Origin of the sequence: Flavobacterium calami (assembly GCF_038290035.1) — a bacterium.
Taxonomy (GTDB): domain Bacteria; phylum Bacteroidota; class Bacteroidia; order Flavobacteriales; family Flavobacteriaceae; genus Flavobacterium; species Flavobacterium calami.
In genome coordinates this window covers 134562-160365 of the sequence record NZ_JBBYHS010000008.1, presented here as the reverse complement: position 1 = coordinate 160365, position 25804 = coordinate 134562, and the positions used below count along the sequence as shown (strand labels likewise).

The 25804-nt window shown below is 33.0% G+C and carries 22 protein-coding genes; 17 read left to right on the top strand and 5 right to left on the bottom strand.

Annotation, left to right across the window (positions count from 1 at the left end):
- Positions 1-17: 17 nt before the first annotated feature.
- Positions 18-3131 (bottom strand): SusC/RagA family TonB-linked outer membrane protein, encoded by a 3114-nt coding sequence (locus AAEO57_RS09075; RefSeq protein WP_341691803.1) that lies wholly within the window; start codon positions 3129-3131, stop codon positions 18-20.
- 555 nt (positions 3132-3686) lie between these two features.
- Between AAEO57_RS09075 and AAEO57_RS09070 the strand changes: the two genes are divergently transcribed.
- The gene (locus AAEO57_RS09070) at positions 3687-4376 is read left to right on the top strand and encodes an NUDIX hydrolase (RefSeq protein WP_341691801.1); all 690 of its coding nucleotides are present in this window, start codon (positions 3687-3689) and stop codon (positions 4374-4376) included.
- A 126-nt stretch (positions 4377-4502) separates the two neighbouring features.
- Here AAEO57_RS09070 and fsa read toward each other — a convergent pair whose 3' ends face one another.
- From fsa to AAEO57_RS09050, 4 genes are all read right to left on the bottom strand, one after another.
- The gene (fsa, locus tag AAEO57_RS09065) at positions 4503-5159 is read right to left on the bottom strand and encodes a fructose-6-phosphate aldolase (RefSeq protein WP_341691799.1); all 657 of its coding nucleotides are present in this window, start codon (positions 5157-5159) and stop codon (positions 4503-4505) included.
- 22 nt (positions 5160-5181) lie between these two features.
- Positions 5182-7224, bottom strand: a complete 2043-nt coding sequence (locus AAEO57_RS09060) for a transketolase family protein (protein WP_341691796.1) — start codon at positions 7222-7224, stop codon at positions 5182-5184.
- Between the two features lie 460 nt (positions 7225-7684).
- A complete protein-coding gene (locus AAEO57_RS09055; RefSeq protein WP_341691794.1) occupies positions 7685-8827 on the bottom strand; it encodes a geranylgeranyl reductase family protein in 1143 nt (380 codons plus the stop codon).
- Positions 8828-8937: 110 nt separating this feature from the next.
- The gene (locus AAEO57_RS09050) at positions 8938-9936 is read right to left on the bottom strand and encodes a GntR family transcriptional regulator (protein ID WP_341691792.1); all 999 of its coding nucleotides are present in this window, start codon (positions 9934-9936) and stop codon (positions 8938-8940) included.
- Between the two features lie 102 nt (positions 9937-10038).
- On the opposite strand from AAEO57_RS09050, the gene AAEO57_RS09045 reads away from it, so the two are divergent.
- From AAEO57_RS09045 to AAEO57_RS08970, 16 genes are all read left to right on the top strand, one after another.
- Positions 10039-11085, top strand: coding sequence for an aldose epimerase family protein (locus AAEO57_RS09045; protein WP_341691789.1), 1047 nt, complete (start codon positions 10039-10041; stop codon positions 11083-11085).
- Between the two features lie 36 nt (positions 11086-11121).
- Positions 11122-12294 carry a galactokinase gene (gene galK / locus AAEO57_RS09040; RefSeq protein ID WP_341691787.1) on the top strand — a complete coding sequence of 391 codons (1173 nt, stop codon included), beginning with the start codon at positions 11122-11124 and terminating at the stop codon, positions 12292-12294.
- Positions 12295-12296: 2 nt separating this feature from the next.
- A complete protein-coding gene (locus AAEO57_RS09035) occupies positions 12297-13346 on the top strand; it encodes a UDP-glucose--hexose-1-phosphate uridylyltransferase (RefSeq protein WP_341691785.1) in 1050 nt (349 codons plus the stop codon).
- 1 nt (position 13347) lies between these two features.
- Positions 13348-14361: a UDP-glucose 4-epimerase GalE gene (gene galE / locus AAEO57_RS09030; RefSeq protein WP_341691783.1), complete on the top strand. Its 1014-nt coding sequence runs from the start codon at positions 13348-13350 to the stop codon at positions 14359-14361.
- A 273-nt stretch (positions 14362-14634) separates the two neighbouring features.
- Entirely contained in the window at positions 14635-16320 is a 1686-nt protein-coding gene (locus tag AAEO57_RS09025; protein WP_341691781.1) for a sodium/sugar symporter, read from the top strand.
- 120 nt (positions 16321-16440) lie between these two features.
- A complete protein-coding gene (locus tag AAEO57_RS09020) occupies positions 16441-17607 on the top strand; it encodes a LysM domain-containing protein (protein ID WP_341691778.1) in 1167 nt (388 codons plus the stop codon).
- A gap of 12 nt (positions 17608-17619) precedes the next feature.
- Positions 17620-18120: a DUF4280 domain-containing protein gene (locus AAEO57_RS09015; protein WP_341691776.1), complete on the top strand. Its 501-nt coding sequence runs from the start codon at positions 17620-17622 to the stop codon at positions 18118-18120.
- Positions 18121-18130: 10 nt separating this feature from the next.
- Complete coding sequence (locus AAEO57_RS09010; RefSeq protein ID WP_341691774.1) at positions 18131-20857, top strand: OmpA family protein; 2727 nt, start codon at positions 18131-18133, stop codon at positions 20855-20857.
- A gap of 11 nt (positions 20858-20868) precedes the next feature.
- Positions 20869-21513, top strand: coding sequence for a hypothetical protein (locus tag AAEO57_RS09005; RefSeq protein ID WP_341691772.1), 645 nt, complete (start codon positions 20869-20871; stop codon positions 21511-21513).
- A gap of 6 nt (positions 21514-21519) precedes the next feature.
- Positions 21520-21696: a hypothetical protein gene (locus AAEO57_RS09000; RefSeq protein WP_341691770.1), complete on the top strand. Its 177-nt coding sequence runs from the start codon at positions 21520-21522 to the stop codon at positions 21694-21696.
- A 25-nt stretch (positions 21697-21721) separates the two neighbouring features.
- Complete coding sequence (locus AAEO57_RS08995) at positions 21722-21853, top strand: hypothetical protein (RefSeq protein WP_341691768.1); 132 nt, start codon at positions 21722-21724, stop codon at positions 21851-21853.
- Positions 21854-21900: 47 nt separating this feature from the next.
- Positions 21901-22617: a hypothetical protein gene (locus tag AAEO57_RS08990; RefSeq protein ID WP_341691766.1), complete on the top strand. Its 717-nt coding sequence runs from the start codon at positions 21901-21903 to the stop codon at positions 22615-22617.
- 20 nt (positions 22618-22637) lie between these two features.
- Complete coding sequence (locus AAEO57_RS08985; protein ID WP_341691764.1) at positions 22638-23417, top strand: hypothetical protein; 780 nt, start codon at positions 22638-22640, stop codon at positions 23415-23417.
- A gap of 994 nt (positions 23418-24411) precedes the next feature.
- Entirely contained in the window at positions 24412-24648 is a 237-nt protein-coding gene (locus AAEO57_RS08980; protein WP_341691762.1) for a hypothetical protein, read from the top strand.
- On the top strand, positions 24645-24932 hold the full coding sequence (locus tag AAEO57_RS08975; RefSeq protein ID WP_341691760.1) for a hypothetical protein: 288 nt from the start codon (positions 24645-24647) through the stop codon (positions 24930-24932). The genes AAEO57_RS08980 and AAEO57_RS08975 overlap by 4 nt, the downstream gene beginning before the upstream one ends.
- Entirely contained in the window at positions 24910-25800 is an 891-nt protein-coding gene (locus AAEO57_RS08970; RefSeq protein WP_341691758.1) for a hypothetical protein, read from the top strand. The genes AAEO57_RS08975 and AAEO57_RS08970 overlap by 23 nt, the downstream gene beginning before the upstream one ends.
- Positions 25801-25804: the final 4 nt, after the last annotated feature.

Sequence of the window (25804 nt, the reverse complement as noted above, 5' to 3'; positions counted from 1 at the left end):
ATATGTTAAATTTATTTTTAAAAATTAGCCTGAACTCCCAACGAAATTGTTCTTGGATTTGGGAAAGATCCTCCGTCATAACCTCTTGACAATAAACCGTCGTTACTATTAAAATCCGGATCATATCCTTTATAGTTTGTTATAGTAAACAGATTTTGTCCGTTTGCGTATATTCTGATTTTTTGTATCACTTTGCTATTTGCAAGTGGAACTGAATATCCAATTTCAAAATTTTGCATTCTAATATAATCACCATCTTCTATAAATCGGTTCGAATCTCTTCTATTTCCGTTAGGGTCTCCAATAATTGGTCTGGGAACATTTGTATTAGTATTTGTAGGTGTCCAATAGTTAAGTTCGTCTGTATGGTGATTTCCATAATCTCCTGCCATCAAATTACGATACATTCCATTGAATACTTTATTTCCTCCTGCACCCTGAAACATGAATGACATGTCCCAATTTTTGTATTGTGCATCGAAATTGAAACCAAAATTATATTTAGGAATAGTAACTCCCTGATACACCCTGTCTTTGTCATTGATTATACCATCTCCTGCATCAAATTTTCCGTCACCATCAGTATCAACAGTTAACTGATCTTTAAATTTAATATCTCCTACTCCTGCATTAGTTTGTGTTGGAGAAGAAGCAATTTCTCCAGCTGTTTGAAATATACCAGCCGTTTCATAACCATAAATTTCTCCTACGGAACGCCCTACTTCTGTTTTTGATGCGGCTCCATAAATTGGCAAATTAGATTTTCCTAATCCTAAAACTTTATTTTTTAAGAAACTAATGTTTCCTGAAATTCCATATTTAAAGGCATGATTATTATTTCTATATGATGCAGTAAATTCTAATCCCTTGTTTTCAATTGATGCTGCATTAGTTTCTACATCAGGATTTGCAAATCCATTATCAGCGTATGAAATAGACCCCGTTGAATAAGGAATAGGGAAATTAATAAGTAAATCATTTGATTTTTTGATGTAGTACTCTGCTGTTAGTTGTAATTTATTATCAAAGAATCCTAAATCTACAGCAAAATTTGTTGTTGCCGTTGTTTCCCAACTAATGTCCGGATCAGTTGTTCTTACTGAAGTCGTTCCGTTTGCTAAAGTCCCATTAAAATTATACGATGCAAAGCTATTAAGTGTTGACGCATAGGCATACAACCCAATAGTATTGTTTCCTAGTTCTCCATAACCTCCTCTTAATTTTATTGTATTAAACCACGCTGGTAAATGCAAAAATTTTTCATTGCTTAATTTCCATGCTCCTGAAATTCCATAGAAGTTACCTGTATTATTTTCTGGTGCAAATTTTGAAGATTTATCCTGTCTGAAATTTCCAGTTATAAAATATAAATCATTATAACTGTAATTTAATCTGCTTACGTATGATTTTGTTGTTTCTTTACTGTAATATTCTCCAGCTGAAATACCATTGACTTCTTGAGCATATTGTATTTCTGCAATAGTGCCTGTTGGATATCCCTTTCCTCTTGACCAATGATTATAAAAATCATTTTTCTGTTGTATATATCCTAACAGAGCATCTATTTTATGACTCCCTAAAGTGAGATCATAGGTAAGTAGATTGTCTAAAATTGTTTTTGTCATATTAGAATTAGATACATCCAATGAAGCTTCTGCAGCCTCGGTCACATAGTACCACCCTAAATCACTTTGAGGTACATATCTTCTGTTTTGAGAATCTAACCGGTCATAGCTTCCTGCGAGTTTATATTTCAGTCCCTTCAATAATTCAACCTGAAACCAAAGATTTCCTAGTATATGATTTCTTTTATTAGTATTCTCTATTAAGTTATTGAACCCAATAACATTCATCGATATTGCTCTTTGTGTAGCGTTGTCTGTTCCACCATATCCTCCTAATCGGTTGCTATCATAAACGGGCATGGTAGGTATTGCTCCTAACAAATCACTAATTGCTGTTTGTCCGGCATTGTATTCGTTAAAAGATTCTTTATTAGCTTGCGTATATGCTATTTTAGTACCGTAACTAAATATTCCTTTTTTTCCGTTCAAATTCAAATCAGTTGAAATTCTTTCATAATCCTGAGGTGTTGCTATGTAACCGGTATTTTTAAAATAGTCAACATTCATACTATAGCCCATGTTTTCAGAGCCTCCGTTTACATTCAGGGCGCTGTTTTGAATTGTACCTGTTTTAAAAGCAGCATCCTGCCAGTCAGTATCTACATTATTAATATAAGAAGAGCTTGTAGGGTCATTTCCAGGAGCAATCGTTATACCGAGATTTTTCTCTGCTTCACTTGTAATTTTTTGGTATTGCTCTCTATTTGTTAATGACCATTTTTTAGCAACATTCTGAATCCCATATAATGTTTTAAAACCAACGTTCATTTTGCCTGTCTTTCCTTTTTTTGTTGTAATAATAATAACTCCGTTTGCACCGCGAACCCCATAAATAGAAGCCGCTGATGCATCTTTTAATATCTGCATGCTTTCAATATCTCCAGGTGCAAAATCATAAGGATCGTCAACAAGAATTCCGTCAATAATAAATAAAGGGTTATTGTTTTTGAAAGATGAAATTCCTCTAATTTTAATGTTTACAAATCCTCCCGGCTCACCTGATGATTGTACAGTGACTCCAGCTGCCTGGCCTTGTAGCATTTTTGCCACATCATATGAGATTGTTTTTTTAGCATCGTCTACATTTACCACACTAATTGATCCTGTAAGATCACCTTTCTTCTGTGTACCATATCCAACAACGACTACTTCATTTAATTTATTGGTATCTTCTCCTAAAGCAATATTGATTTTAGAATCATTCCCTACTGTTACTTGCTTATTTTGATATCCTATAAATGAAAAAGTTAACACATCACCAGGTGATGCTTTAATTGAGTATTGTCCATCAAATCCTGTTGTTGTTGATGTTTTGGTTCCTTTTATTATAATGTTCACTCCAGGCAAAGGCAACTGATCCTGCGTTGAAGTAACAATTCCGCTAATCTCTTTGCCCTGAGCCGACATAAGATTAACAGAAAACACTAGCATAAATAATGCTATAAGCCATTCTTTTTTTGACAATAATAAATGGTCAAAAAGTAACAATTTTGGTTTTGTTATCATACTGGTTTTTTTAAGTTAGTTAGTGTATAATTATAAGTGTTAATTTTACATTTGTAAATTTAAATAAAAAAAAAGGGTAAAAACAAATTAATACCATAAAAAAATTGAATAAAAAAAATGCATATCGTAATTTAAGTGTTAAATCAACATTTAAAATCTTGCTTATTATTCAAAAAAAAGAGTTTTAAGCAACGTTATTTGTGTAAAATCTACACTTTTGATTAAAAAGCAGATTTTTAATTAAAAAACAGTTGTTAAAAAAAAGTTATAATTTTATGGTTTTTATGAATAATTAAACGAAGACTAAAAACACATTCTGTAATAAAAAACCTATTTTTAAATTTTAAATTTTATAAAAACAGTTTTCAAAATCACGATAACAAATCTGTTTTAATCTTAAAATGAACTGGTTTAGTCATTTACCATTTAAAACTATTCAAACCACCTGCTATTTTTTTAAGTATTTTTATGTTAACTTTAGTAAGTGTAAATTCAACATTAATAAATTATGAAACCTATTAGGAAGTTTATATATTTACCAACAAATTATAATATATGCTAAACAGTTATAGCTCTGCGGATAAGGTATTATTAGCGGTAGATTGTATCATTTTTGGATTCGACCATCAGGGACTAAAAATACTTTTGATTAAAAGGGACTTTGAGCCTGAAAGAGGAAAATGGTCTTTAATTGGAGGATTCTTAAAACGTGATGAAATATTAGACAACGCTGCCATTCGTATCCTGAACACCTATACCGGATTACATGATATCTATATGGAACAGCTACATGCTTACAGTGAAATAGACCGTGACCCAGTTGACAGGACTATTTCTGTATCCTATTATGCGCTTATTAATATTGAAAACCATAATGAAGAACTGATTAAAAATTATCATGCAGAATGGTTTAGTATTGCCGATGCGCCAAACCTTATTTTTGACCATAATGAAATGGTACAGCATGCAATAAGAAGATTACGTTACAGAACTTCGATAAAACCAATTGGTTTTGAATTACTGCCTGAAAAATTCACCATGCGCCAATTATTAGAATTATATGAGGCAATTTTAAGCAAAGAATTAGACAAACGTAACTTTATAAGTAAAATCAATTCTTTAGAAATTTTAAATAAACTGGACGAAAAGGATATGCAGTCCTCGAGAAAAGGATCCTACTTATATACGTTCAACAAAGAAAAATATGAGGAAAAATTACTTAACGATTTTGTACTGAATTTATAAAAGTACACATAAACCGGAATATTTTTTCTGTCATTATATAAAAAACAAAACCCTGAAAGCCACAATCTTTCAGGGTTTTTTCTACAATAAAAACTTGACTTAAACTAAAACTAATTCTTATTCTATTTAACTATTTCCTTTTTGGTAATCTGCCAAAAAGGTAGCTAAACCAATATCGGTTAATGGATGTTTCAATAAACCTTCGATTGCACTCAAAGGACCTGTGATAACATCTGATCCAATTTTTGCACAATTAATAATATGCATTACATTTCGAACAGAGGCTGCTAGTATCTGGGTTTCAAATCCAAAATTGTCATAAATCAGTCTGATCTCTTCAATCAGATTCATTCCGTCTGTTGACACATCATCCAGTCTTCCAATGAACGGAGAAACATAAGTTGCCCCGGCCTTTGCCGCCAATAATGCCTGTCCTGATGAAAATACCAAAGTACAATTGGTTCTAATTCCTTTATTCGAAAAATATTTAATGGCTTTTACTCCATCTTTTATCATCGGGATTTTTACCACTATTTGCGGGTGCAATGCTGCCAGTTTTTCTCCCTCAGCAATCATTCCTTCAAAATCTGTTGAAATCACCTCGGCACTTACATCTCCGTCAACCAGTTCGCAGATTTTTATATAATGGTTCAGAATATTTTGTGCTCCGATAATTCCTTCTTTTGCCATTAATGACGGATTTGTGGTGACACCATCTAAAACCCCAAGGTCATTGGCTTCTTTAATGTCTTTTAAGTTTGCTGTATCTATAAAAAATTTCATGTTTTCTTTTTATTTTGATGAATTAAAAATTGTTTTCTTTTAAATATTTGCTGATTTCCTCAGCGGCGTTTTTACTGGTAAATCCGAATTTCTGATCCAGAACTGAAGCTGGCGCTGAATATCCGAAATGATCCAGACCGAATACTCTTCCTTTATTTCCAACCATATTTTCAAGATTAACCGGAAGCCCTGCTGTAAGTCCGAAAACCAGTCCGTTATTCGGAATTACACTTTCCTGATACGCTTTTGGCTGTGACCTGAAAAGACCTTCAGAAATTATCGAGGCTACATTTATTTTTACCTGCATCGTGCTTTCCAGTTCAGCTGCCGCATCAATTAAAGTTGCCACTTCTGAGCCATTAGCAATTAAAGTGATATCCGGATTTTGAACTGATTTTACTAAATAACCTCCTTTTTTGGCTTCAGACGCTTCTTCAAACCTTGAATTTCCATTAGTTGGAAGATCCTTAATATCCTGTCTCGAAAGAATCAAACCTGTTGGTGTTTTTTTATTCTCCAACGCCATTTGCCAGGCAACAGAAGTTTCAACAGCATCTGCCGGACGCAAAGCCAGTAAACTCTGATCTCCCGAATGGTTTTTAATTTTTTCCAATAATCGAATTTGGGCTTCCTGCTCAATGGGCTGGTGGGTTGGTCCGTCTTCTCCCACGCGGAAAGAATCGTGTGTCCAAACGTATTTTACCGGTAATTCCTGAATCGCTGCCAGACGAATTGCCGGTTTCATATAATCTGAAAACACAAAAAATGTAGCTACAACCGGAATTACTCCTCCGTGAAGTGCAATTCCGTTAGCAATTGCAGCCATTGTTAATTCTGCTACTCCCGCCTGTAAAAAGCCTCCGTTAAAATTATTTTTTTGCAGAACCGATGATTTTTTTAAGAAACCATCTGTCTTGTCACTATTGGATAAATCTGCAGAAGACACAATCATATTCTCAACGTTTTCTGCCAAATAACTTAAAACTGCTGCAGAAGCATCACGTGTTGCTGCATTTGCTTTTTGTGCAATACTGCCAAAATCCAATTTAGGCAAATCTCCTGAGAAAAACTGCTGAATTTTTTTTGCCAATATAGGATTTTGATTTTCCCAGGCTGTAATTTCTGATTTTCTGGCTGCTGCTTCTGATGTTTTTTTATTTAAGATTGCGGTATAATGTGCTGCAACTTCTTCATAAACCGCAAATGCATCTTCAGGATTTGCCCCCAGATTAAGCAATGTTGATTTAAAACATGCTTTTGTACCTCCAATAGGTTTTCCGTGCAGTTCGCACTGTCCTTCATACATTGATCCGTCAGCTGTTACACATCCTTTGCCCATTATAGTTCTTCCTATAATCAGGGTTGGTTTTTCGGTTTCGCTATTGGCGTCTGTCAGGGCTTTGCGAATCTGTGCGTGATCATGACCGTCTATCGTTGTCACTTTCCATCCCCAGGATTCATATTTCATGGCCGTATCTTCTGTGGTAACCTCATCCGTCATTGAAGAAAGCTGTACGTCATTAGAATCATAGAACATAATAAAATTGTTCAGTCCCAAATGACCTGCAATACGCCCGGCTCCCTGTGAAATTTCTTCCTGAACACCTCCGTCTGTTATAAATCCGTAGATTTTATGATCGAATAAATTATCAAATCTTGCTGATAAAAATTTAGCGGCAATAGCTGCACCGATTCCCATAACATGTCCCTGTCCTAATGGCCCGGAAGTATTTTCAATTCCACGTTTAACATCAATTTCGGGATGTCCCGGTGTAACTGAACCCCATTGTCTGAAATTCTCTAAATCTGCTTTTTCATAATTCCCCAGCAAATGATATTGTGCATACATCAAAGCCGAAAGATGTCCTGCATCCATAAAAAAACGATCCCTGAAAATCCATTGCATATCTGATGGATCGTATTTTAAATATTCTGTATATAAAATGTGAAGAAAATCTGCACCTCCCATAGCACCTCCCGGATGTCCTGAATTTGCTTTTTCAACCATCGAAATCGCCAAAGCACGTATATTATCTGCTGCTGACTGGTCAATTTTATTGTTCATTTTTAAAGTTTTTTAGTATTGTTTTTTTGTGGTTTTAAAGGAGAATTGTCAATTTATTAATGCCGGATTTCATACAGGAATACTTCTAAAAAATAACTGGCAGAAACTAATTAAATAATAAGTGTGAAATTTACATTTACAAATGTATGTAAAATAATTTCAGAAAAACAAAAAATATTTTGTTTATTTTTTTTGCTAAATTTTTAATGATTTATTAATCTAACGTAAAATATAATGTCATTTAGACAATAGAAAGAGAGAATGCCATAAAGTCAAATTTGAAAAATATCGCAATAGACCGATGCCAATGTCCAATGTTTTTAAGGCTTTATTCTGATTTGTGAACAATCATTTTAATGTTACTAAAAGCGTATTAATTGACGTCCTGCATTCCTCAAAAAAAAGGTTCCAATCTGAACTTACAGAACTGGAACCTTCCTAAATCTCATAACTATATTATTTAAAAAATAGCCCCTTTAATTTTTTCGCGTATCGCCTTTTTATAATCTTTAGGATAGGTTCTGGCTCCCATAAATATATCTGTCATAGCATTCGCTAAAACAGAACCATAATTTTTAGCGATGAAGTTGCGTAATATCTTTTTGCTATAGAAAATTTTGGCAAGAGTAACTCCTGCTTTTATTTCGGGCAAAATGCCGTTTTCTAATTTTTCGTGATACAATTCTGAAGACCGTACCGAATCCAGTTTCCCTTCTATAATAGACTGTGCCGCTAAGATTCCGCTTAATATGGCGTTCGAAATTCCTTCGGCAAGTACAGGGTCTGCAAGTCCGGCTGAATCGCCAATTAAAAAAACATTTTTTCGAACGAAAGTATCCGTTCTTGGAGAAACCGGAATGACAAATCCGTGGGCGTCTTCTTTTACAATTTCTGTAATTCCCAACGTTTTTAAATATTCCGCATAATATTTTTTCAAATCAATCTTTTGGTTTGCTTTAGTCAAAATACAAACCCCTACAGATAAATGATTTTTTTTGGGAAAACACCAGCCATAACCATACGGAATAGCATCTACATCAAAACGTACATTTTTTGATAATCTTTCAAAATCAGCCTGAGGAACTTCTATCTCGTATTCTAAAGCCGGGATAACAGTCCGGGTTTCTTCCCAGCCTGCCATTTTTGCTATCGGACTTAATGCACCATCACCGGCAATAATAAATTTTGCGTGTATATCGCCCTCAGAAGTATGAAGAGTTTGTATGTCACCAAAAGTGATATTGGTAACTTTATGATTTTGCAAAAGAATAACGCCATTTTCTTTGGCTTTTTCTACAATCAGATTATCAAAAGCATCACGCATAATCATACTAATGATGGGCTGGTCTCTCTTGGTAGTAAGTTTGATGTTGGTGTTTGAAAAATAAGTATCGACCTCGTAAAATTCCTTTTCAACGACCGATGAAACATCAAAAGGAATATTGTTTCTTCCTCTGTGCACCAAACCACCACCACAGGTTTTGTATCTAGGCAGAATTTCTTTCTCGATTATGACTGTCGTAATTCCGCTTTTCGATAATTCAAAGGCTGCAGAAGCTCCTGCCGGACCGCTTCCAATGATGGCTACATCAAATACTTTCATTGTTTTTTTTTCAAAACTAAAGGAATCATAAGTAAAAACAAAATTTTGGTTACTTTCTATTTATCGTCAAAGGTCGTTCTTTATAATTTCAAAAAAATATTATCCTGATCTTAAAGTGAATTTCGCATAATCAGCGAAGATTTGTTTTCTATTTGTTCGTTTTTCCCTTTGAGAACCATGTCTGCTAATATTTTTCCCATGGCTTCAAAATGAGTTGAAATAGTTGTGATTCCTTGCGCTACAACTTTTTTAAGCGGAGTTTCATTATACGAAATAATCCCAAAATCGGTTCCTAATTTCAGGTTGTGATTCCGGGCTTCTTCGATTACTCCAACCAGATCACGATCGTTTGGAATCACATATAAATCTCCAATAGCAATTACATGATCGGTAAATTGTGTAATGATTTCGTAATCAAAATGATGTTCTGTACAAAAATTTTCAAATCCGGTTTTCATTCCTAATGGCTCACGGAAACCGGGGAAAATTAAAATCAGTTTTTTGTATTTGCCCAGTCTTGATTTTCCTTTTAAAAGACCTTCAAAAATATCTTTTTGATGATTTTGATAAATGGCAGGATACATTTTTAAGTCGGGATTGGTCTGGTCCAGAACAATCACTTCGTTTACTGGTAGGGTTTTTATGGTATCAACTATGCCTGTAAGATTCGTCGGCATGATGATGTATTTGGTATAATTCCCATTACTGTCATTTATTAATTTTTTGAAGACCGGTACATTAAAATGATGGAAAAAAATATCAACCTGAACGTTTTTTCCAATGTTTTTTAAAAACGAATTATAAATGTCTTCCTTGAAAATATTGAGTTCGTCAAAAAGCAAAAAGATCTTCTGTTTGATACTGGTTTCAATACTTTTAACGTAATAGCCCTTGCCTGGAATGGCGTAAATTATTCCTCTTTTTTTAAGTTCATCGTATGCCTGAAGCACGGTATCACGCGACAAAGAGAAAGCCAGGCAGACTTTGTTTACAGATGGGAGTCTGTCTCCTTTTTTCAGCTTCTCTTCATCAATGGCCTTTTCAACTGAAAGAATTATCTGTTTATATTTTGGTAAACCCAGATTATTTTGAATCGAAATGATACTCATAAAAAAATATTTTTTTTGCAATATACAAAAAACTGGTAGGTACTGGTATACAACAAGCTAAAATAAATATAATTTTGAATTTTCACTTTTGACAAAAATAACATGGAATTAAAACATATATCGCATTTCCAGAATCACTCTAATTGCAAATCATTCGGTTTGTCTCCGGAGAACCAAGAAATTCATTGTTTTGAACTGACGAATAAAAACGGAATGAAAGTACAGCTTACCAACTATGGCGCAACTGTAACTTCCCTGCAAGTTCCTGTATTAGATGGAAAACTGACAGATGTCGTTTTGGGTTTTGACAATGCTAATTCTTATATCGAATCGTATAATCTACCGAGCGCTCCATATTTCGGCACCACTGTCGGACGTTATGCAGGACGTATCAGCAAAGGACGTTTTACTTTAAATAACAAAACATTTGAACTGGCCGGAAACAATAACGGAAACGCTTTACACGGAGGAATTACCGGTTTTGGTCAAAAAATATGGAATGTTACGGATCTAACAGACCAGTCGATAACTTTTCATCTTATTAGCGAAAATTTAGACCAAAATTATCCTGGAGAATTACAGGTTTTTTTAACCTATACCTTAACGGAAGAAAATGAGTTAAAACTTGAATATAAAGCTACGACTACAGAAGATACCGTTATAAATTTAACACACCACAGTTATTTCAACCTTAATGGTCATGATTCGGATGTACTGGATCAGGAAATGTTTATCGACGCTGATAAAATGCTGGAAACAAACGATGAAAATATACCAAGCGGAAAATTTACTGCTCTTGACGGTCATGATTTCGATTTCAGAAGCGCAAAAAACTGTCCGGCTTCTATTGACAATTCGTTTGTTATTAATTCAGGTGCAACAATCGCAGCTCAGTTATTCAGTTCGAAAAACAATTTAAAGATGAGCGTTTATACGGATCAGCCCAGCGTTCATATTTATGTGGGCGGAAACTGTTTTGATATTTTAAAAGGAAAAGAAAACGTAAATTACACTCCGTTAAGCGGAATTTGTTTTGAAACTCAAAATTTTCCTGATGCACCAAATCAGGCTCATTTTCCAAATTCAGTTTTGAAAAAAGGAGAAGAATATCAGCAGACTACCATTTATAAATTTGAAAATATAAAGTAGAAATTATACCAAAAACCATACAGAAAATTAAAAATAATGAACGAGATTTTAATACAGAATACCACTGCTTTTTTTGAGAAATCATTCGGAACAACACCTCAAAAAATTGTACTTTCTCCGGGAAGAATCAATATTATCGGTGAACATGTCGATTATAATGACGGGTATGTTTTACCTGCTGCGATTGATAAAATTATCTGTTTTGCCTTTGAGAAAAGCAATTCAAAAACATCAAAAATTATCGCTATCGACCTTAATGAAGAATTTGAAGTTGATCTGACTCAGGAAATTCAGTTAAGCGATGTAGTCTGGACCAATTATATCCTTGGAGTTATCAAACAATTGCAGGATAATGGTTTTTCTTTCGAAGGTTTTAACTGTGTTTTCAGCAGTAATATACCGGTTGGTTCAGGATTATCATCATCAGCTGCTTTAGAATGCGGAATGATTTTCGGAATCAAAGAACTTTTCGATTTAAAAATTGAAAAACAGGATATTGCATTATTAGGACAAAAAGCAGAACACTGGGTTGGTATTAATTGTGGTATTATGGATCAATTTTCAAGCGTTCACGGACTTGAGAATAAAGTAATAAAATTAGACTGCAATACGTTAGAATTTGAATATCACAATGCTGATTTCAAAGATTATTCACTGGTTTTGTTTGACAGTAATGTAAAACATTCACTTTTTACATCTGAATACAACAACAGAAGACTGGAGTGTGAAGAAGGGCTTTCAATCATCAAGAATCATTTTCCGGAAATCAAAACTTTCAGGGATTGTACCGAAGAACAGGTTTTAAGCCTTCAGGATAAAATGTCTGAAGTTGTTTTCAGAAGAGTTTCATTTGTTGTAAAAGAAATTTTGCGTGTTACTCAGGCTTGCGAGGCTTTGGATAACGGAAATATTGAACTTTTAGGACAGCTGCTTTTTGATACCCACCATGGATTATCAAAAGATTACGAAGTTAGCTGTGCGGAATTGGATTTTATAGTAGAACAGGCCAAAAAAGAAGAAAGTGTAATCGGATCCCGACTAATGGGTGGCGGTTTTGGAGGCTGTGCTATCACTTTAATCAAAAAAGGGAACGAAAACAGCGTTAAAGAAGCGTTTAGTAGCCTTTATTTTGATACATTTGGAATTGATTTAAAAATTTATGATGTTAAAATCTCAAATGGAACATCACTTTATACCACGATAAATTAAGAATGAGAAATTTTGATATTAACGAAGATCCGCACAGACGTTACAACCCATTGCTAAACGAATGGGTTTTAGTTTCACCTCATCGTGCCAAAAGACCATGGCAAGGCCAGAATGAAACTATTTCTACTGAAAAATTACCAAAATATGACCCTACCTGTTATCTGTGTCCGGGAAATGTTCGTGCTAATGGTGTAAATAATCCAAACTATGAAAGTTCATTTGTGTTTGAAAATGATTTTGCCGCTATGAAGCAGGATGAAATCATGTTTGAAGACGACATCAGACAAACTTTCTTTAAGGCACAGCCGGAAAGAGGAATTTCGAGAGTAGTTTGTTTTTCGCCTAGACACGACCTTACTTTACCAGAAATGGAAGTTACTGGCATTGAAAACATTATCCGTACCTGGCAAAAAGAATATACTGATCTGGGCAGTATTGACTATATCAATCACGTTCAGATTTTTGAAAACAAAGGAAGCGTTATGGGATGCAGCAATCCGCACCCACACGGGCAAATCTGGGCTCAGTCTTCTTTGCCTACACAGGTTGAAAAAACACAAATCAATTTAAAAAGTTATTTCAGCAAAAACAACAGCAATCTGCTGCAGGATTATCTTCAGGCCGAATTAAAAAAAGAAGAACGCATCGTAATCGAAAACGAACATTTTGCAGCATTAGTTCCGTTTTGGGCAATCTGGCCTTACGAAACGATGATTATCAGCAAAAGACACATTACAAAAATTACCGATTTTACAACAGATGAAGTGACTTCTTATGCTACGATCCTGAAACAGCTGACTACAAAATACGATAATCTTTTCAATACCTCTTTCCCATACTCTTCAGGAATTCATCAAGCTCCGACAGATGGGGAAAAACATGAAGAATGGCAGTTCCACATGCATTTTTATCCGCCATTATTGCGTTCTGCTACCGTAAAAAAATTCATGGTTGGTTATGAGATGTTAGGCGAATCACAGCGCGACATTACTCCTGAAAAAAGTGCTGCCGTTTTAAGAGAGCTATCAGATATACATTATAAAAACAAATAAAATGAAAATAGTCGTTACAGGCGGGTTAGGCTTTATTGGTTCTCATACCGTTGTAGAATTACAGAACGAAAATTTTGAAGTAATCGTAATCGACAACCTTTCTAATTCTTCAATTGAAGTTTTAGACGGTATCGAAAGAATTACAGGTAAAAAACCACTTTTTGAACAAATTGATTTAAGAGATAAAACTGCTGTTCAGGATTTCTTTAAAAAATACGAAGATATCAAAGGAGTTATTCATTTTGCGGCTTCCAAAGCTGTGGGAGAAAGTGTTCAGAATCCTTTGCTGTATTACGAAAACAACATAAATTCTTTGGTTTATGTCCTTCAGGAATTACAGCAAAAACCAGAGGCTAATTTTATTTTCAGCTCTTCCTGTACGGTTTACGGTCAGGCCGAAAAGATGCCTATTGCAGAATCTACCCCTATCCAGCCGGCAATGTCGCCTTATGGAAACACCAAACAAATTGGCGAGGAAATTATTACAGATGTTACAAAAATAAGTAACCTGAATGCTATTTTATTACGCTACTTTAACCCGATTGGTGCACACCCGTCAAACGAAATTGGTGAATTACCACTTGGTGTTCCGCAAAATCTGGTGCCATTTATCACCCAAACCGGCGTTGGACTACGAAAAGAATTATCAGTTTACGGAAATGATTACCCTACTCCTGACGGAACCTGCGTTCGTGATTACATCCACGTAGTCGATTTGGCAAAAGCTCACGTAATCGCATTGCAAAGATTAATCAACAATGCAAATACAGACAAACTGGAGATTTTCAATTTAGGAACCGGAACTGGCAGTTCTGTACTTGAGGTAATCCATGCTTTTGAAAAAGCAAGCGGGCAAAAATTGCCTTATAAAATCGTAGACCGAAGAGAAGGCGATGTTACAGAAGCGTATGCCAATACTGACAAAGCCAATAATGTCCTGGGATGGAAAACCCAACTGACACTTGATGAAGCCATTAGTAGTGCCTGGAAATGGGAACAAAAAATCAGACAATAAAAATTCAAATAAAGTATAGAAATTATATCTTTTTGTTATAAATGTAAAAAACACATTTATTTGTGTTGCCAATAACTATTTTTATTTTACTTTTGATTTTCAATTTTTTAATAAAATAGCCAAATTTAAATACATATCGTATTTTTTTGGAATTAAAAAAATAAATTACTTAGTTTCGCAACCTTAATAAACTATTTTTGACATTTTTAAACCAAAACAAAATTTAAAACTTTACAAAAATCACTTAATATTAATTTCAAATATTACTAACAAATGAGCCAGAACCTTGCTTTTGCAGATTATGCAGTATTTATTTTCTATTTTCTCGTTGTGTCCATTTACGGATACATCATCTATCGCAAACGCGAAAAAAACGAACACGATGCTAAGGCTTATTTCCTTGCAGAAGGAACCCTTACATGGTGGGCGATTGGAGCTTCCTTAATTGCTTCAAACATTTCAGCAGAACAATTTATCGGAATGAGTGGTGAGGGCTTCTTCCTGGGGATTGCAGTTGCTGCTTACGAGTGGATTGCCGCTATTGCTCTTATTATTGTTGCCGTTTGGTTTATTCCGGTATACCTTAAAAATAAGATCTATACAATGCCACAATTCTTAAAAACACGTTACAACGAATCTACAGCCTTAATCATGGCGGTATTTTGGTTGTTTTTATATGTTTTTGTAAACCTTACTTCTATTTTATATTTAGGAGCGGTTGCTATTAATGGTTTAGCAGGTGGTGAGTACCTTCATGCCATTATGATTGGTTTGGCTGTTTTTGCTTTAATTATCTCTTTAGGAGGTATGAAAGTGGTTGCTTATACAGACGTTATTCAGGTAGCAGTTTTAATTATTGGAGGTTTGGTTACTTCATATATTGCCCTGACTGTTGTAGCAGAACATTTTGGTTTTGGTCAAAATGCCCTTGCTGGTTTTAACTTATTGATGGAAAAAGCACCTGAACATTTCAAAATGATTATTCCGGAGCCAACTGCTGCTTCTACTCAAAATGATATCGATAAATATCTTACTTTCCCTGGATTAATGTCTTACCTTGCAGGTATCTGGATCATCAACCTAAACTATTGGGGATGTAACCAGTACATTACTCAAAGAGCATTGGGTGCAGACTTACAAACTGCACGTACAGGTATTTTATTCGCAGGTTTCTTAAAATTATTGATGCCTCTTATCGTAATGTTACCGGGTATTGCTGCTTATGTTTTATACCAAAATGGTGCATTACCGCAATTGGTTGGAGGAAAAGACGGAGCTTACTCTGCGATGTTGACTTTCCTTCCTACAGGTCTTAAAGGATTATCTGTTGCAGCTTTAACAGCAGCTATCGTAGCTTCATTAGCTGGTAAAGTAAACAGTATCTCTACTATTTATACATTAGACGTTCACAAAAAATACATTCAGAAAAATGCCAGCGACAGACATCAGGTAAACATCGGTAGATATGCGGTTTTCGCAGCGATGCTTTTAGCTGTTTTATTTACATGGAATGATGTTCTTGGAATAGGTGGTGTTGGTGGATTTACATATATCCAAAAATATACAGGATTCATTAGCCCTGGAGTTTTCGCTATGTTCGTTTTAGGTATGTTCTGGAAAAGAACTACGGGAGCTGCAGCTATTGTAGGTGTAATTTTAGGATTCGCATTATCAGTGTTATTTAACGAATATGCTCCTGCATTGTTCGGAAACGAAACTTTATTGTATACAGCTTATAAAAATGCTAAAGGAATCTACGAAATTCCATTCCACATTTGTATGGGATTATCATTCTTATTTACAACAATTGTAATGGTAGCAATGAGTTTTGCAGGTCCAAAAGTGAACCCTAAAGCTTTCGAAACAGAACCAGGAATGTTTTCTGTAAAACCACAAACAATGGTTTTAATCGTAATAACAATATTAGTTATTTTAGCATTATACGCTAAATTCTGGTAAAATATACTTTTATAAAATTTCAATAAAAAAGACTGTCTCAAAAAGGCAGTCTTTTTTTTACACCTAGCAAATAATTTGAAAGAAAAAACATATATTTGACTGCCCAAATGTCAAAAATATATGTCTTACATCCCAGAGCCTTCTTATAAGGATTATTTAACCTATACCATTAAAAAAGGCGATACATTAGTCAGTGTCGCTCAGAAGTTAGGCCTTGATACTTATGCTCTTAGGGCTTACCATAATAAGTTTTGTCCTTTACAGGATTTGATAGAAGCTGATTTTCCATCGTGGCTTGAATATCTCATATTGCCACCTCCTGAAAGAGAACTTTCTGATGAAGAAAGAGAAAAGCAGCGCAAAAAAGTAGTTTTTCATGAAGCTCCTTTCAAAATTTCTTTAAACAATGCACAAGTCAGCAACTCGTATGGTGTACTGTATACCATAGTAAACGGATCAGAAACGCATACCATAAAACAGGAGATTAATGTTGAATGGAAAGCAAAAAACGAAAACGATTACTATTTTTTTGAAGTAGACAGAATTGGAAATATCTACATAAACGATACCGCAGCTAGTACTATGGCCGAAGAAATTGCCGAAAAAGCTTCTGCCGCCCTATACCCATTATTGGTTGTAGTTGATCAAAACGGAAAATGGGTTTACATCAATAACTTTAGCCAAATTGAAGAACGCTGGCAGGAAACCAAAAAACAAATCCTCAAATATTATGAAGGAGAGCATGTCGAAAAATACCTGTCCCTTTACGACAGAAATTTAGAAGACAGCGATACCTTATATATCTCCCTTTCAAAAGACTGGTTTTTAAATGCCTTTTTTAACGGAATCCATACTCAATATCCACCTTCATTATCGATCCAGAAAGAAATTGATTTTCCTCTTATTGCCAAAACTGAAAATATAAAATATCTGGTCGATCAAAAATTAGACGATCGTCTGGATATTGACAACTTTTTAGTGCTGGACATAAACGGAAAACTCTGTGATGACCGCACCAAAACTGACTTTGAAAACGACCTGCAAATACCCGTAAAAGAATATTCTGAGCAAAAAGCTGTTGGCAGCTACAGGGCAAAATATTTTTTAAACCCAGAAGATTATATTCCCGAGAGCATTTTTATATCCTGCAATTTAGAACTCGATGTCCCGCAGCAATACTCGGTTTCCATTTCTAACTTAAACGATCGCAAAGAAATCAGCGCAACGCCGAAACAGGAATTATTTATCGAAGAAACCCAGCCTCAAAAAAAGTGGTGGCAATTTTAAACAACCTAAATTATGAGCGAAAAACATTTTGTAGTCCAGGGGGCTACCTGCAAATGCAAGTTTAGTGAAGATCCTTCTAAAATGGATAAAATTAAGGTCAAATCACACAAAAAACATTTTGGAAATGATAAGGAAGGATCCGAAAAACTAATTGCTACCACTAAAGAAATTGGGCAGACTTTAGAAAAAAACACCTTTGGAAAATGCAAAAAACAACCTGCGGGAAATAGTTTTTTGCCCTGTCAGGCTGTAATAACTAAATGGAGCGGTTTTTATGAAAAAGTCACATTAAGCAATCAAGGCAAAATACTTCTCGAAAACAGCAAAGCAACCTGCCCCATGGGAGCTCCGGATTGTATCGAAATTACAGATCACGGACAAACAGCTGAACCCGGCGAACAAAATTTTAAAAATGCCGAGCCCATGGTACACAATCTTGTAAACCCAATGGTGGATGTTAGGGATATGTATACTAATGAGGCTAAACATGAAGGTCTAATTTTTAACAATTAATTTTTACTAAATGGCAAAAGGTGTTAAAAGAATAAAATGGACAGGAGACGGAAAAGTAATTTCGAGCTTATCTGTTCCTAATAAAAAAGTTGTAATACATCCCGATCAATATGTTTCTTTTGAAGTAGATTTATGGCATCAAGGAACTCCGGAAGCAGATAAGAAAAAAACCTTAACATGGATTTTACAAGACCGTAGAAAGAAAACCGTTATTGTACAAAGAGCGCAACCCGCATATGAACCTAAAAAAATTAGTATCCCGAAAGCTTTATGCGGGCCTTTTGAATACTATTTAGAAGCAAGTATTTCTGGGCAAAGAGATTTAGTCAATCAAACAGGTTTAATAATAAGAGGCGATTGTCCTACAAGAATACTTAGCAGTAAATGGTCGACAACCAGAGATGGAAAAGATGTTCGAAAAGATCATCTCTTCAATTATGGAGAAACGGTTTATCTTAATTTAATGACCGAAGGGCTAAACGGTCACCAAAATTTATGCATCGACATTTTTAGACATTTAGATTATCAGACAGATCCACTTGTTTACAGATATACAAGTGTGGATGTTACCGATGGAGAAATTAATCTTGAAATTAAAAGTACAAATACGTGGTATCCTAAGCTTAAGAATATAAAAGAAAAAGAAGAATTTTATATCAAAGTTTTTGACCCTTCCAATAGACTTTATATTCCGGATGAAAAATACAATGACACCGTACATGCACGTTTTTTAAGAATTAATAAAAAAATTGTTTCTGAAGAAATAAAACCTCCTGTTAATTTATCACCTTTAAAAACCGGTAAACCAGAAAAAACTAAAGAACGATTCGAACTTTGCAGATTTCAATCCATTAGCATTACAGAAGACAAAAAAAAACCAACACTAATTTTTGATAATGGTGAAAATTTAAAAAATGTATCAAATCCTAAAACACCTATCGCCAAAACAATCCTTTTTGATTTTGATAAATATGATATAACGTCTGATGCCAAAACAATCCTCAATAATGTTTTGCAATATTTGTTAGGGGCACAGTATTCAACAATAAAAATTGATGGTCATGCATGCGTTATTGGTAAGGAACAATATAATCAAAAATTATCTCAGCAACGAAGTAATGCCGTGAAAAAAATATTTATTGATGGGGGTTTAGATGGCAACAGAATTGTCTCTACAGGACGAGGTGAAGTAAACCCAACCGATGACAAACAAGGCAGAGACAACATAAAACACAAAGACGAAAAAGAATATATAGAAAACCGTCGCGTAGACATTACTTTTAATGCTTTCGGTCATGATGCCCAAACCATCATTTATGAAACTATTGCTACAAGTCATGAACAAAATCTTACTATAGATATTACCGAATATCAAAATAAAGCCTGTTTTAAAGACGTAAAACATAAAAAAAACATAAAAATAAACTCACCAGAATATCCAAATTCGATAGATAAAGTTACTAATAAATTAGATTTTCCTGTAAAATCAAATCTATCTGTTTCAAATCCTTTACCAATACTATATATCTGGCCTAAAGTATTTGCTAATGAATATAATATTCACGTGCATTCCTGTCGTTATTTTTCAAATGATGCAAATACAACAGTTTTAGTTAAAGCTTATGCTGACATTAAGTGGGACTTTCACTTCTTTTTAAATCTTAGTAATAAGCTAAGTGTAAAATGGCAAAATCTATCTCCGGAGAAACATAAAGAAATGCAAAGTAAAGCAGGAAAAATTGGTGCTGAAAAAAGATGGAAACAGACAGAAATAGATTTTGGAGTAGCTATAGATGCTAAATGGGATAAAATTGAAGGTGATAAATATAATGGGCATTATGATGCTACTAAAAAATATGAAAAAAAAATCAAACAATTTTATTCAGTTTTCGCCTCTTTAAAAGAATTTTCAAAGTCAATTACAGAACAAACTAAAGGTACTGTAAGCAAGACTAGGTTAGGAAAAAAATGGCCCCTGTGGGTTGAAATGGATCCTCCAAATTTTTGTTTAGGAGCTGAATGGAGTTTAGCCAGAGGGCAAAATAAAGGAAAAGAAACACTAGAAATAGGTACTGCCATTGAATTCTATTTTAAGGCAGAACCTTTAATTGCTTTGGGTTTAAATATTGATTTGTTAGCTGGATTAGTGCAATTAGGAGTAGCTGCAACCACAGCTGGTTCAGGAAATGTAGCCGCAATGAAAATATTTAATGAAGTTAGAGATTGGCTGGATGAAGATGATAATACCATAAAACTTAAAATGTATATTGATTTAGAAATTACTGGAACTATAAATGGATTTTCTAAATTAAATTTAAATACGGCTTCAGACAAAAATAATGGAGAAGCTAAATTGGAAACAATTTTAAAAATAGAACTTAGAGCTGGTATAGAAATAAAAGCATCCGCAGTATTTATCATTGGGGAAGCCTATGCAAGTGCTGAAGTCTCAGGAAAGGCCGTTGGCTCTGTAACTTTTGGACATGGTCTTTTATTTGAAAAAAATAGTACACAAACTTCCATTTATTATCAACCCAAGTTAAATTTTGATGGACTAAGGGTCAAAGGAGTTATAAAAGCCAAAATTGGTCTACTAATAAAAAAGGGAGTTTTTAAAGGAGACCACGATAAAGAATTAGTTGACTACAAATATGAAGAAAATCTTTTTGATCCTTTTGATGTAATACAACAATTTGAAAAAATAACAGGATTAAGTTCTAAAATACAATTATTATAAATTAAAGCAAAATGAAAAAAGCAAAATTATTACCCATTTTATTAGTATTGATTCTATTACAATCATGTAATTCTCAAACAAAGGATAAAGAAATGAAAAAACCAGCAATATCGAAACCATTTGATTTGGCTAATTTAACTTTAAATGAAAATATAAATGATGTTTTATTATCTGAAAATCTTTCTCAAAAAGATACAATAAAAAATGATGAAGTAACTTTAATGGGCAATGCAAAGCTCGTTTTCAGATCTGATAAATTATTAATTTTCAACAAAATTAAACTTGCTAATAAAAACAATCTGGGCATTAATAATGTCATATTTCATTACGGTAAAATTGATCCGGAAATTGGAGTCCTTAACAATGAAAAAAATAATGTTTTAGGAATGTACCAAATAAATTTATACACAAAATCTGAATCTGATGAATTGCATAATAATCTTAAGCTGTTATTTGGAAAGCCAAAAAATACTTATAGCTTAGGCCCTATTAATACTTTTCTATGGATAAATAACAATATCTGTTATTATTATTTTACAAAAAATAATGATGATTTTTATAGAGTCTTGTTTGTTTACAAAAAAAAGGATAAGGAATGGATAGATTTTATTGGCTCATTAGGTTTTGATAGTGGGAACCTTAAATCATTTAATTAGCTTTTTATGAGAAACTTAATTTTTATCACTCTCTGCATTCTTATTCAAAGCTGTAATTCACAAACTACGAAAAAAGGAGAAGAGAAAAAAAAGACAAACAAACAAATTTCTTATTATCAATATGCAAAGCTTATGGAAAGCGAAGGCAGTGACTTCAATATCGATGATTATGTAAAACCTTAAAAACTATTTTCTAACCAGAATTATAATGAATTTTAATACCCTAAAAACCCGAATTTTAATTCTACTTGTCCTGATAATTACAAGCTGTCAGGAAAAATTTAATGGTAAATCAGAAAAAGATTTTAAAATTTCTAAAGAAAAAGTAGAGAAAAATTAAATGCTGATGAAAAAATAAAACTGGAAAAAGCAATTAGAGTAATCGCCTTGAAAGCAATGATTCTAAAATGGGATGAATCAAATAAATATAAAGGCAAATCATTTAATGATATCGCATTAGAACTTGTTGACGGACTTAGCTACTCATCTGTTACCGATTTAGCAGAAGATTTTTTTCAAGAGCGTAATAAAAAAGAAGCGGAGAAATTATCAACCGAAATAAACAAATTAAAAAAAAAGAGAGCGGCAATATTAAGCATTCAGAAACAACTTAATCTGTTTAAAATTGAATCCCTAGAGCTGAATGAAACTGATTGGTTTGGAGAAATGTCTCCACGTTTAGAAATCGAATATAAATATATTGGAAAAGCTGATTTAAAAAGCCCTTTTGAAATATCAATTGAGCTAAAAGAAATCAACACAAAACATGCAATATCAATACAATCACATGGCTATGAAAAGGAGGATTATGTTTTAAAAACCGGTGAATCGGTATATCCAACTATTATTCTGGAAGAAGCAAAAGAGAGAAACCCTCATATCTGGAAAAATTTAAAATATCCAATTAAAAACCCGAAGCTTTCAGACTATAATTTAGATTTAAAAATATATGTATCAAGTATCTATGCAAATGGCAAAAAGATTATAATGCCCAAAATTGATATAAAAGACATGGAAACAGAATTAAAAAACTTACAATCAGAATACAATAAAATTTTAAAGTCCGAAGGAACTTTAGACGAATTAGAACTAACGGATAAATAAATCTTAAACCAAAAGCAACAATGATATACGAACCCTATTACACCTTAGACTTTTCAGTCGCAGCCTGCAATTTTGAAATTTTGATAAACGATATTCCTGTATTAACAATGGAAGTTGGAGGGCAAATTTCTAGTAATGTTCCGGTAAATTACGCTATTTATAATTCTGGGGAACAATTTGTAAAAGCGATTATAAAACCTCTTTCCGGACAACAAAATCTAGATCCTGAAGCCTCTTTAAGATTTAACGTTAGGCTATACGATGTAGCAAATAATGAATTTAAACATATAAAAGATTTCCCGGAAACAGCAGTTCAAAAAGTGGAAGAAAATCAAAAAATTCCGTTATTGACCACTTCAACAGAATTTACAGCTGAGATTACATACTCATTAACCAAATGGACTGATGGCGAAAATTTAGAAGATGTAGCTGATTTTAAAGAAAAACTTATTACAGCATATGATAAATTGGCTGATCTTCTTAAAGAAGAAAAGTACAATGAATTTGCCGAAAAAATTAAGGTTAGAGAAAAAAATATGGCAACATCAATGTATCTAAGCAGTTCTGAATCTAATGCACGAATTAATGGTTTAATTGACGATGCTAAAAATGGTTTTAAAGTAATGCCTTTTCCTAAAGACACAATCTTAAGATTTTATGGATATGGCAAATTAGCAACATTCAAAAAACTAAATGGAGAACCTGCTTTCTATCTATACAATAACGAGACAAAAGAAGAACTTATGATCGATCAAATGTTTTATATCCCAAAAGGAAAAACGGAACTTGAAATTATTTAGAAAACAATATGAAACAATTAATAGTATTGATTATCATAAGTCTCATGGTTACATCATGTAACTCGCAAACTGATTTAGAAACTTTGAAATTTGATATAAAGATTGCTAAAAATATCAAAAAGATTAAAGATATGCACGAAGGTAGTGCTGAACTTGAAATAATTAGATAGATGGATTTTACTGACAACTACTTTCTTTCAGGAATTTTATTGTTTAGCTTTATTGTGTCAATTCCGCAATTTAAGAGCCTGAAAGAAGAAAGTAATTTCCTGGCTAAACTAATTTCATTCTTATCATTAATCACTATTGGCTTCCTAATATATTTCTCCACAATCGGAGTAACTGTCGGTATTTTTTCTATAGTGAAAAATTATTACAATGGAGATGTTTATAAGGCAACTATAGTTTCTTATCGCAGTTATACGAAACAAGAATCAGATTCTCGAATGAAAAGACGGTATGAGGTTACTTATAATGTTCCTATGTTTGAATTCTTTGTTAATAATGAGAAAATTAGAGTAGAGTCTTCAGCCCACACTTCATCATCAGTTCCAATTATTGGGAGCACTTTGAAAATTTCGTACTCAAAAGGAGGGTTAAGAACACAAGAACATAAGTTTTCTGATTATTTAGTTTTCTTTATGTTCTTTGTAATTTCCACATTTTGGTGGTTTACTTCATTAATATATACAGCATATTCATTGGGATATCCATTGAAAAATAAAAAAACAATATTTTTTATAATGTTAAAGACCCATTTTGTTTTACTGCAATTGTTTTTAATGTTTTGTTTGTATTTTATTTATATAAAGCTAATTGTCGTTTCCATATGGGGGGTATTAAGTATTATTACGTTTATCATCTTGAGTTTATTTTTAGCAATCCGTAGGTTTCAAAAAAATTAGATGCTTTATAGAATCACTAAAAAAGAATTTACAATTATAGAGAAACCTGAAGAACCTATTTATAAATCAAAAAAAGAATATTTTTAAATATGTCTATGGAAAAAGATTATTCACATACTATTACTTATAATAAAACAGGTTTTATAATCTTAAAACCTGTACGTGATGAAACTCATTTTATCCCATGGGATACCATAGAGACTATTATATATGGTGATTCCAGAATTTACCACGACCATGAAGAATTTATTATTTACTTATCAGAACCACCTGTTATTACATTAAAACAGAATGCCTGGTGGCTTAACAAGATGTTTTTTGGTTGACACCTAAAAAAAACAAAAAAATAAGACTTAGAACCGATTTCGTTAAAGGATTTAATTCCTTTAATGAAAAAATAAGAGATTATCTTAAAAACGTTCATACAGTTGATGAGCAAGATAGTAGAAAAGGAAAACTAATTCAAAAAGATATTAAAATCACTGAAAGCAAGAAAATAATTACTGAAAAATGGACCCCTGCAAAAACAGAAAACTTACGTTGGAAAATAGTTTATGATAAATATAATAGATCTGTAAATGACATTTATGAAAGAGATCAAGCAATTTAAGTTATTTCTAATCTTAATAGCCTTCAATTATGCTTCTGCCCAAAATACATTAACTAAAAATTTAAATCAAGAAAATATGATAAAACATCCTTCCTATATTGCTGAATTAGTTTCAAGCCGATGTTCAATAGAATTATTAATTAATGATATTCTGTCATTTAATAATTATGAAAATGGGACAATGTCAGTTGATTGGCCTTTAAATTTATTAATTCTTGAAGATGGTATTCAGAATTTTGAGCTTAGAATTTTACCCATTAAAGGTGCGACCTCTATATCAGAAAAAGCATTTGCCAAAATTAAAATTGTAGTTAGAGAAGCTATTGATGAATATGTTCCACAAGAAGAAATAAATCCTGAAATTGAAATAAATTTTACGGATAAAAAAAATCTTCCGTTATACATACATAAAGGTCAATTTAAAAGTAAAACACCTTATCAATTTGACGGGTGGAAAAATTCTATTGATTTATCACAAGAAAATCAAGAAAAATTATTTGAAGAGATTATACAATGGAATACTAAACTTAAAGATATTTATGCAAATTTCAAACTAGAGGAATATTTAAAAATCTTCAAATCAAAGAACAATGAAATTTACAAAACATTATATCTAAATCATTTAGAAATTGAACAACAAAACAATTCTGCTTTTCATCCAAAATTTAAAGATTTAGTTGCATTACCAGATAATTTATATAAACTAAAACTCTACGCAAATGGAAAGTTAGTAAGTGTTACATTACCATATAAATTGCCTGGTTTTACATATGATCCTAAAGTAAAGGATGAAAATGCTATGGGTTTCAGTCTTAATGTATATTTTCACAGAAAAGAAAAAGGTTCACCACTAGAAATTATTAGATAGAATC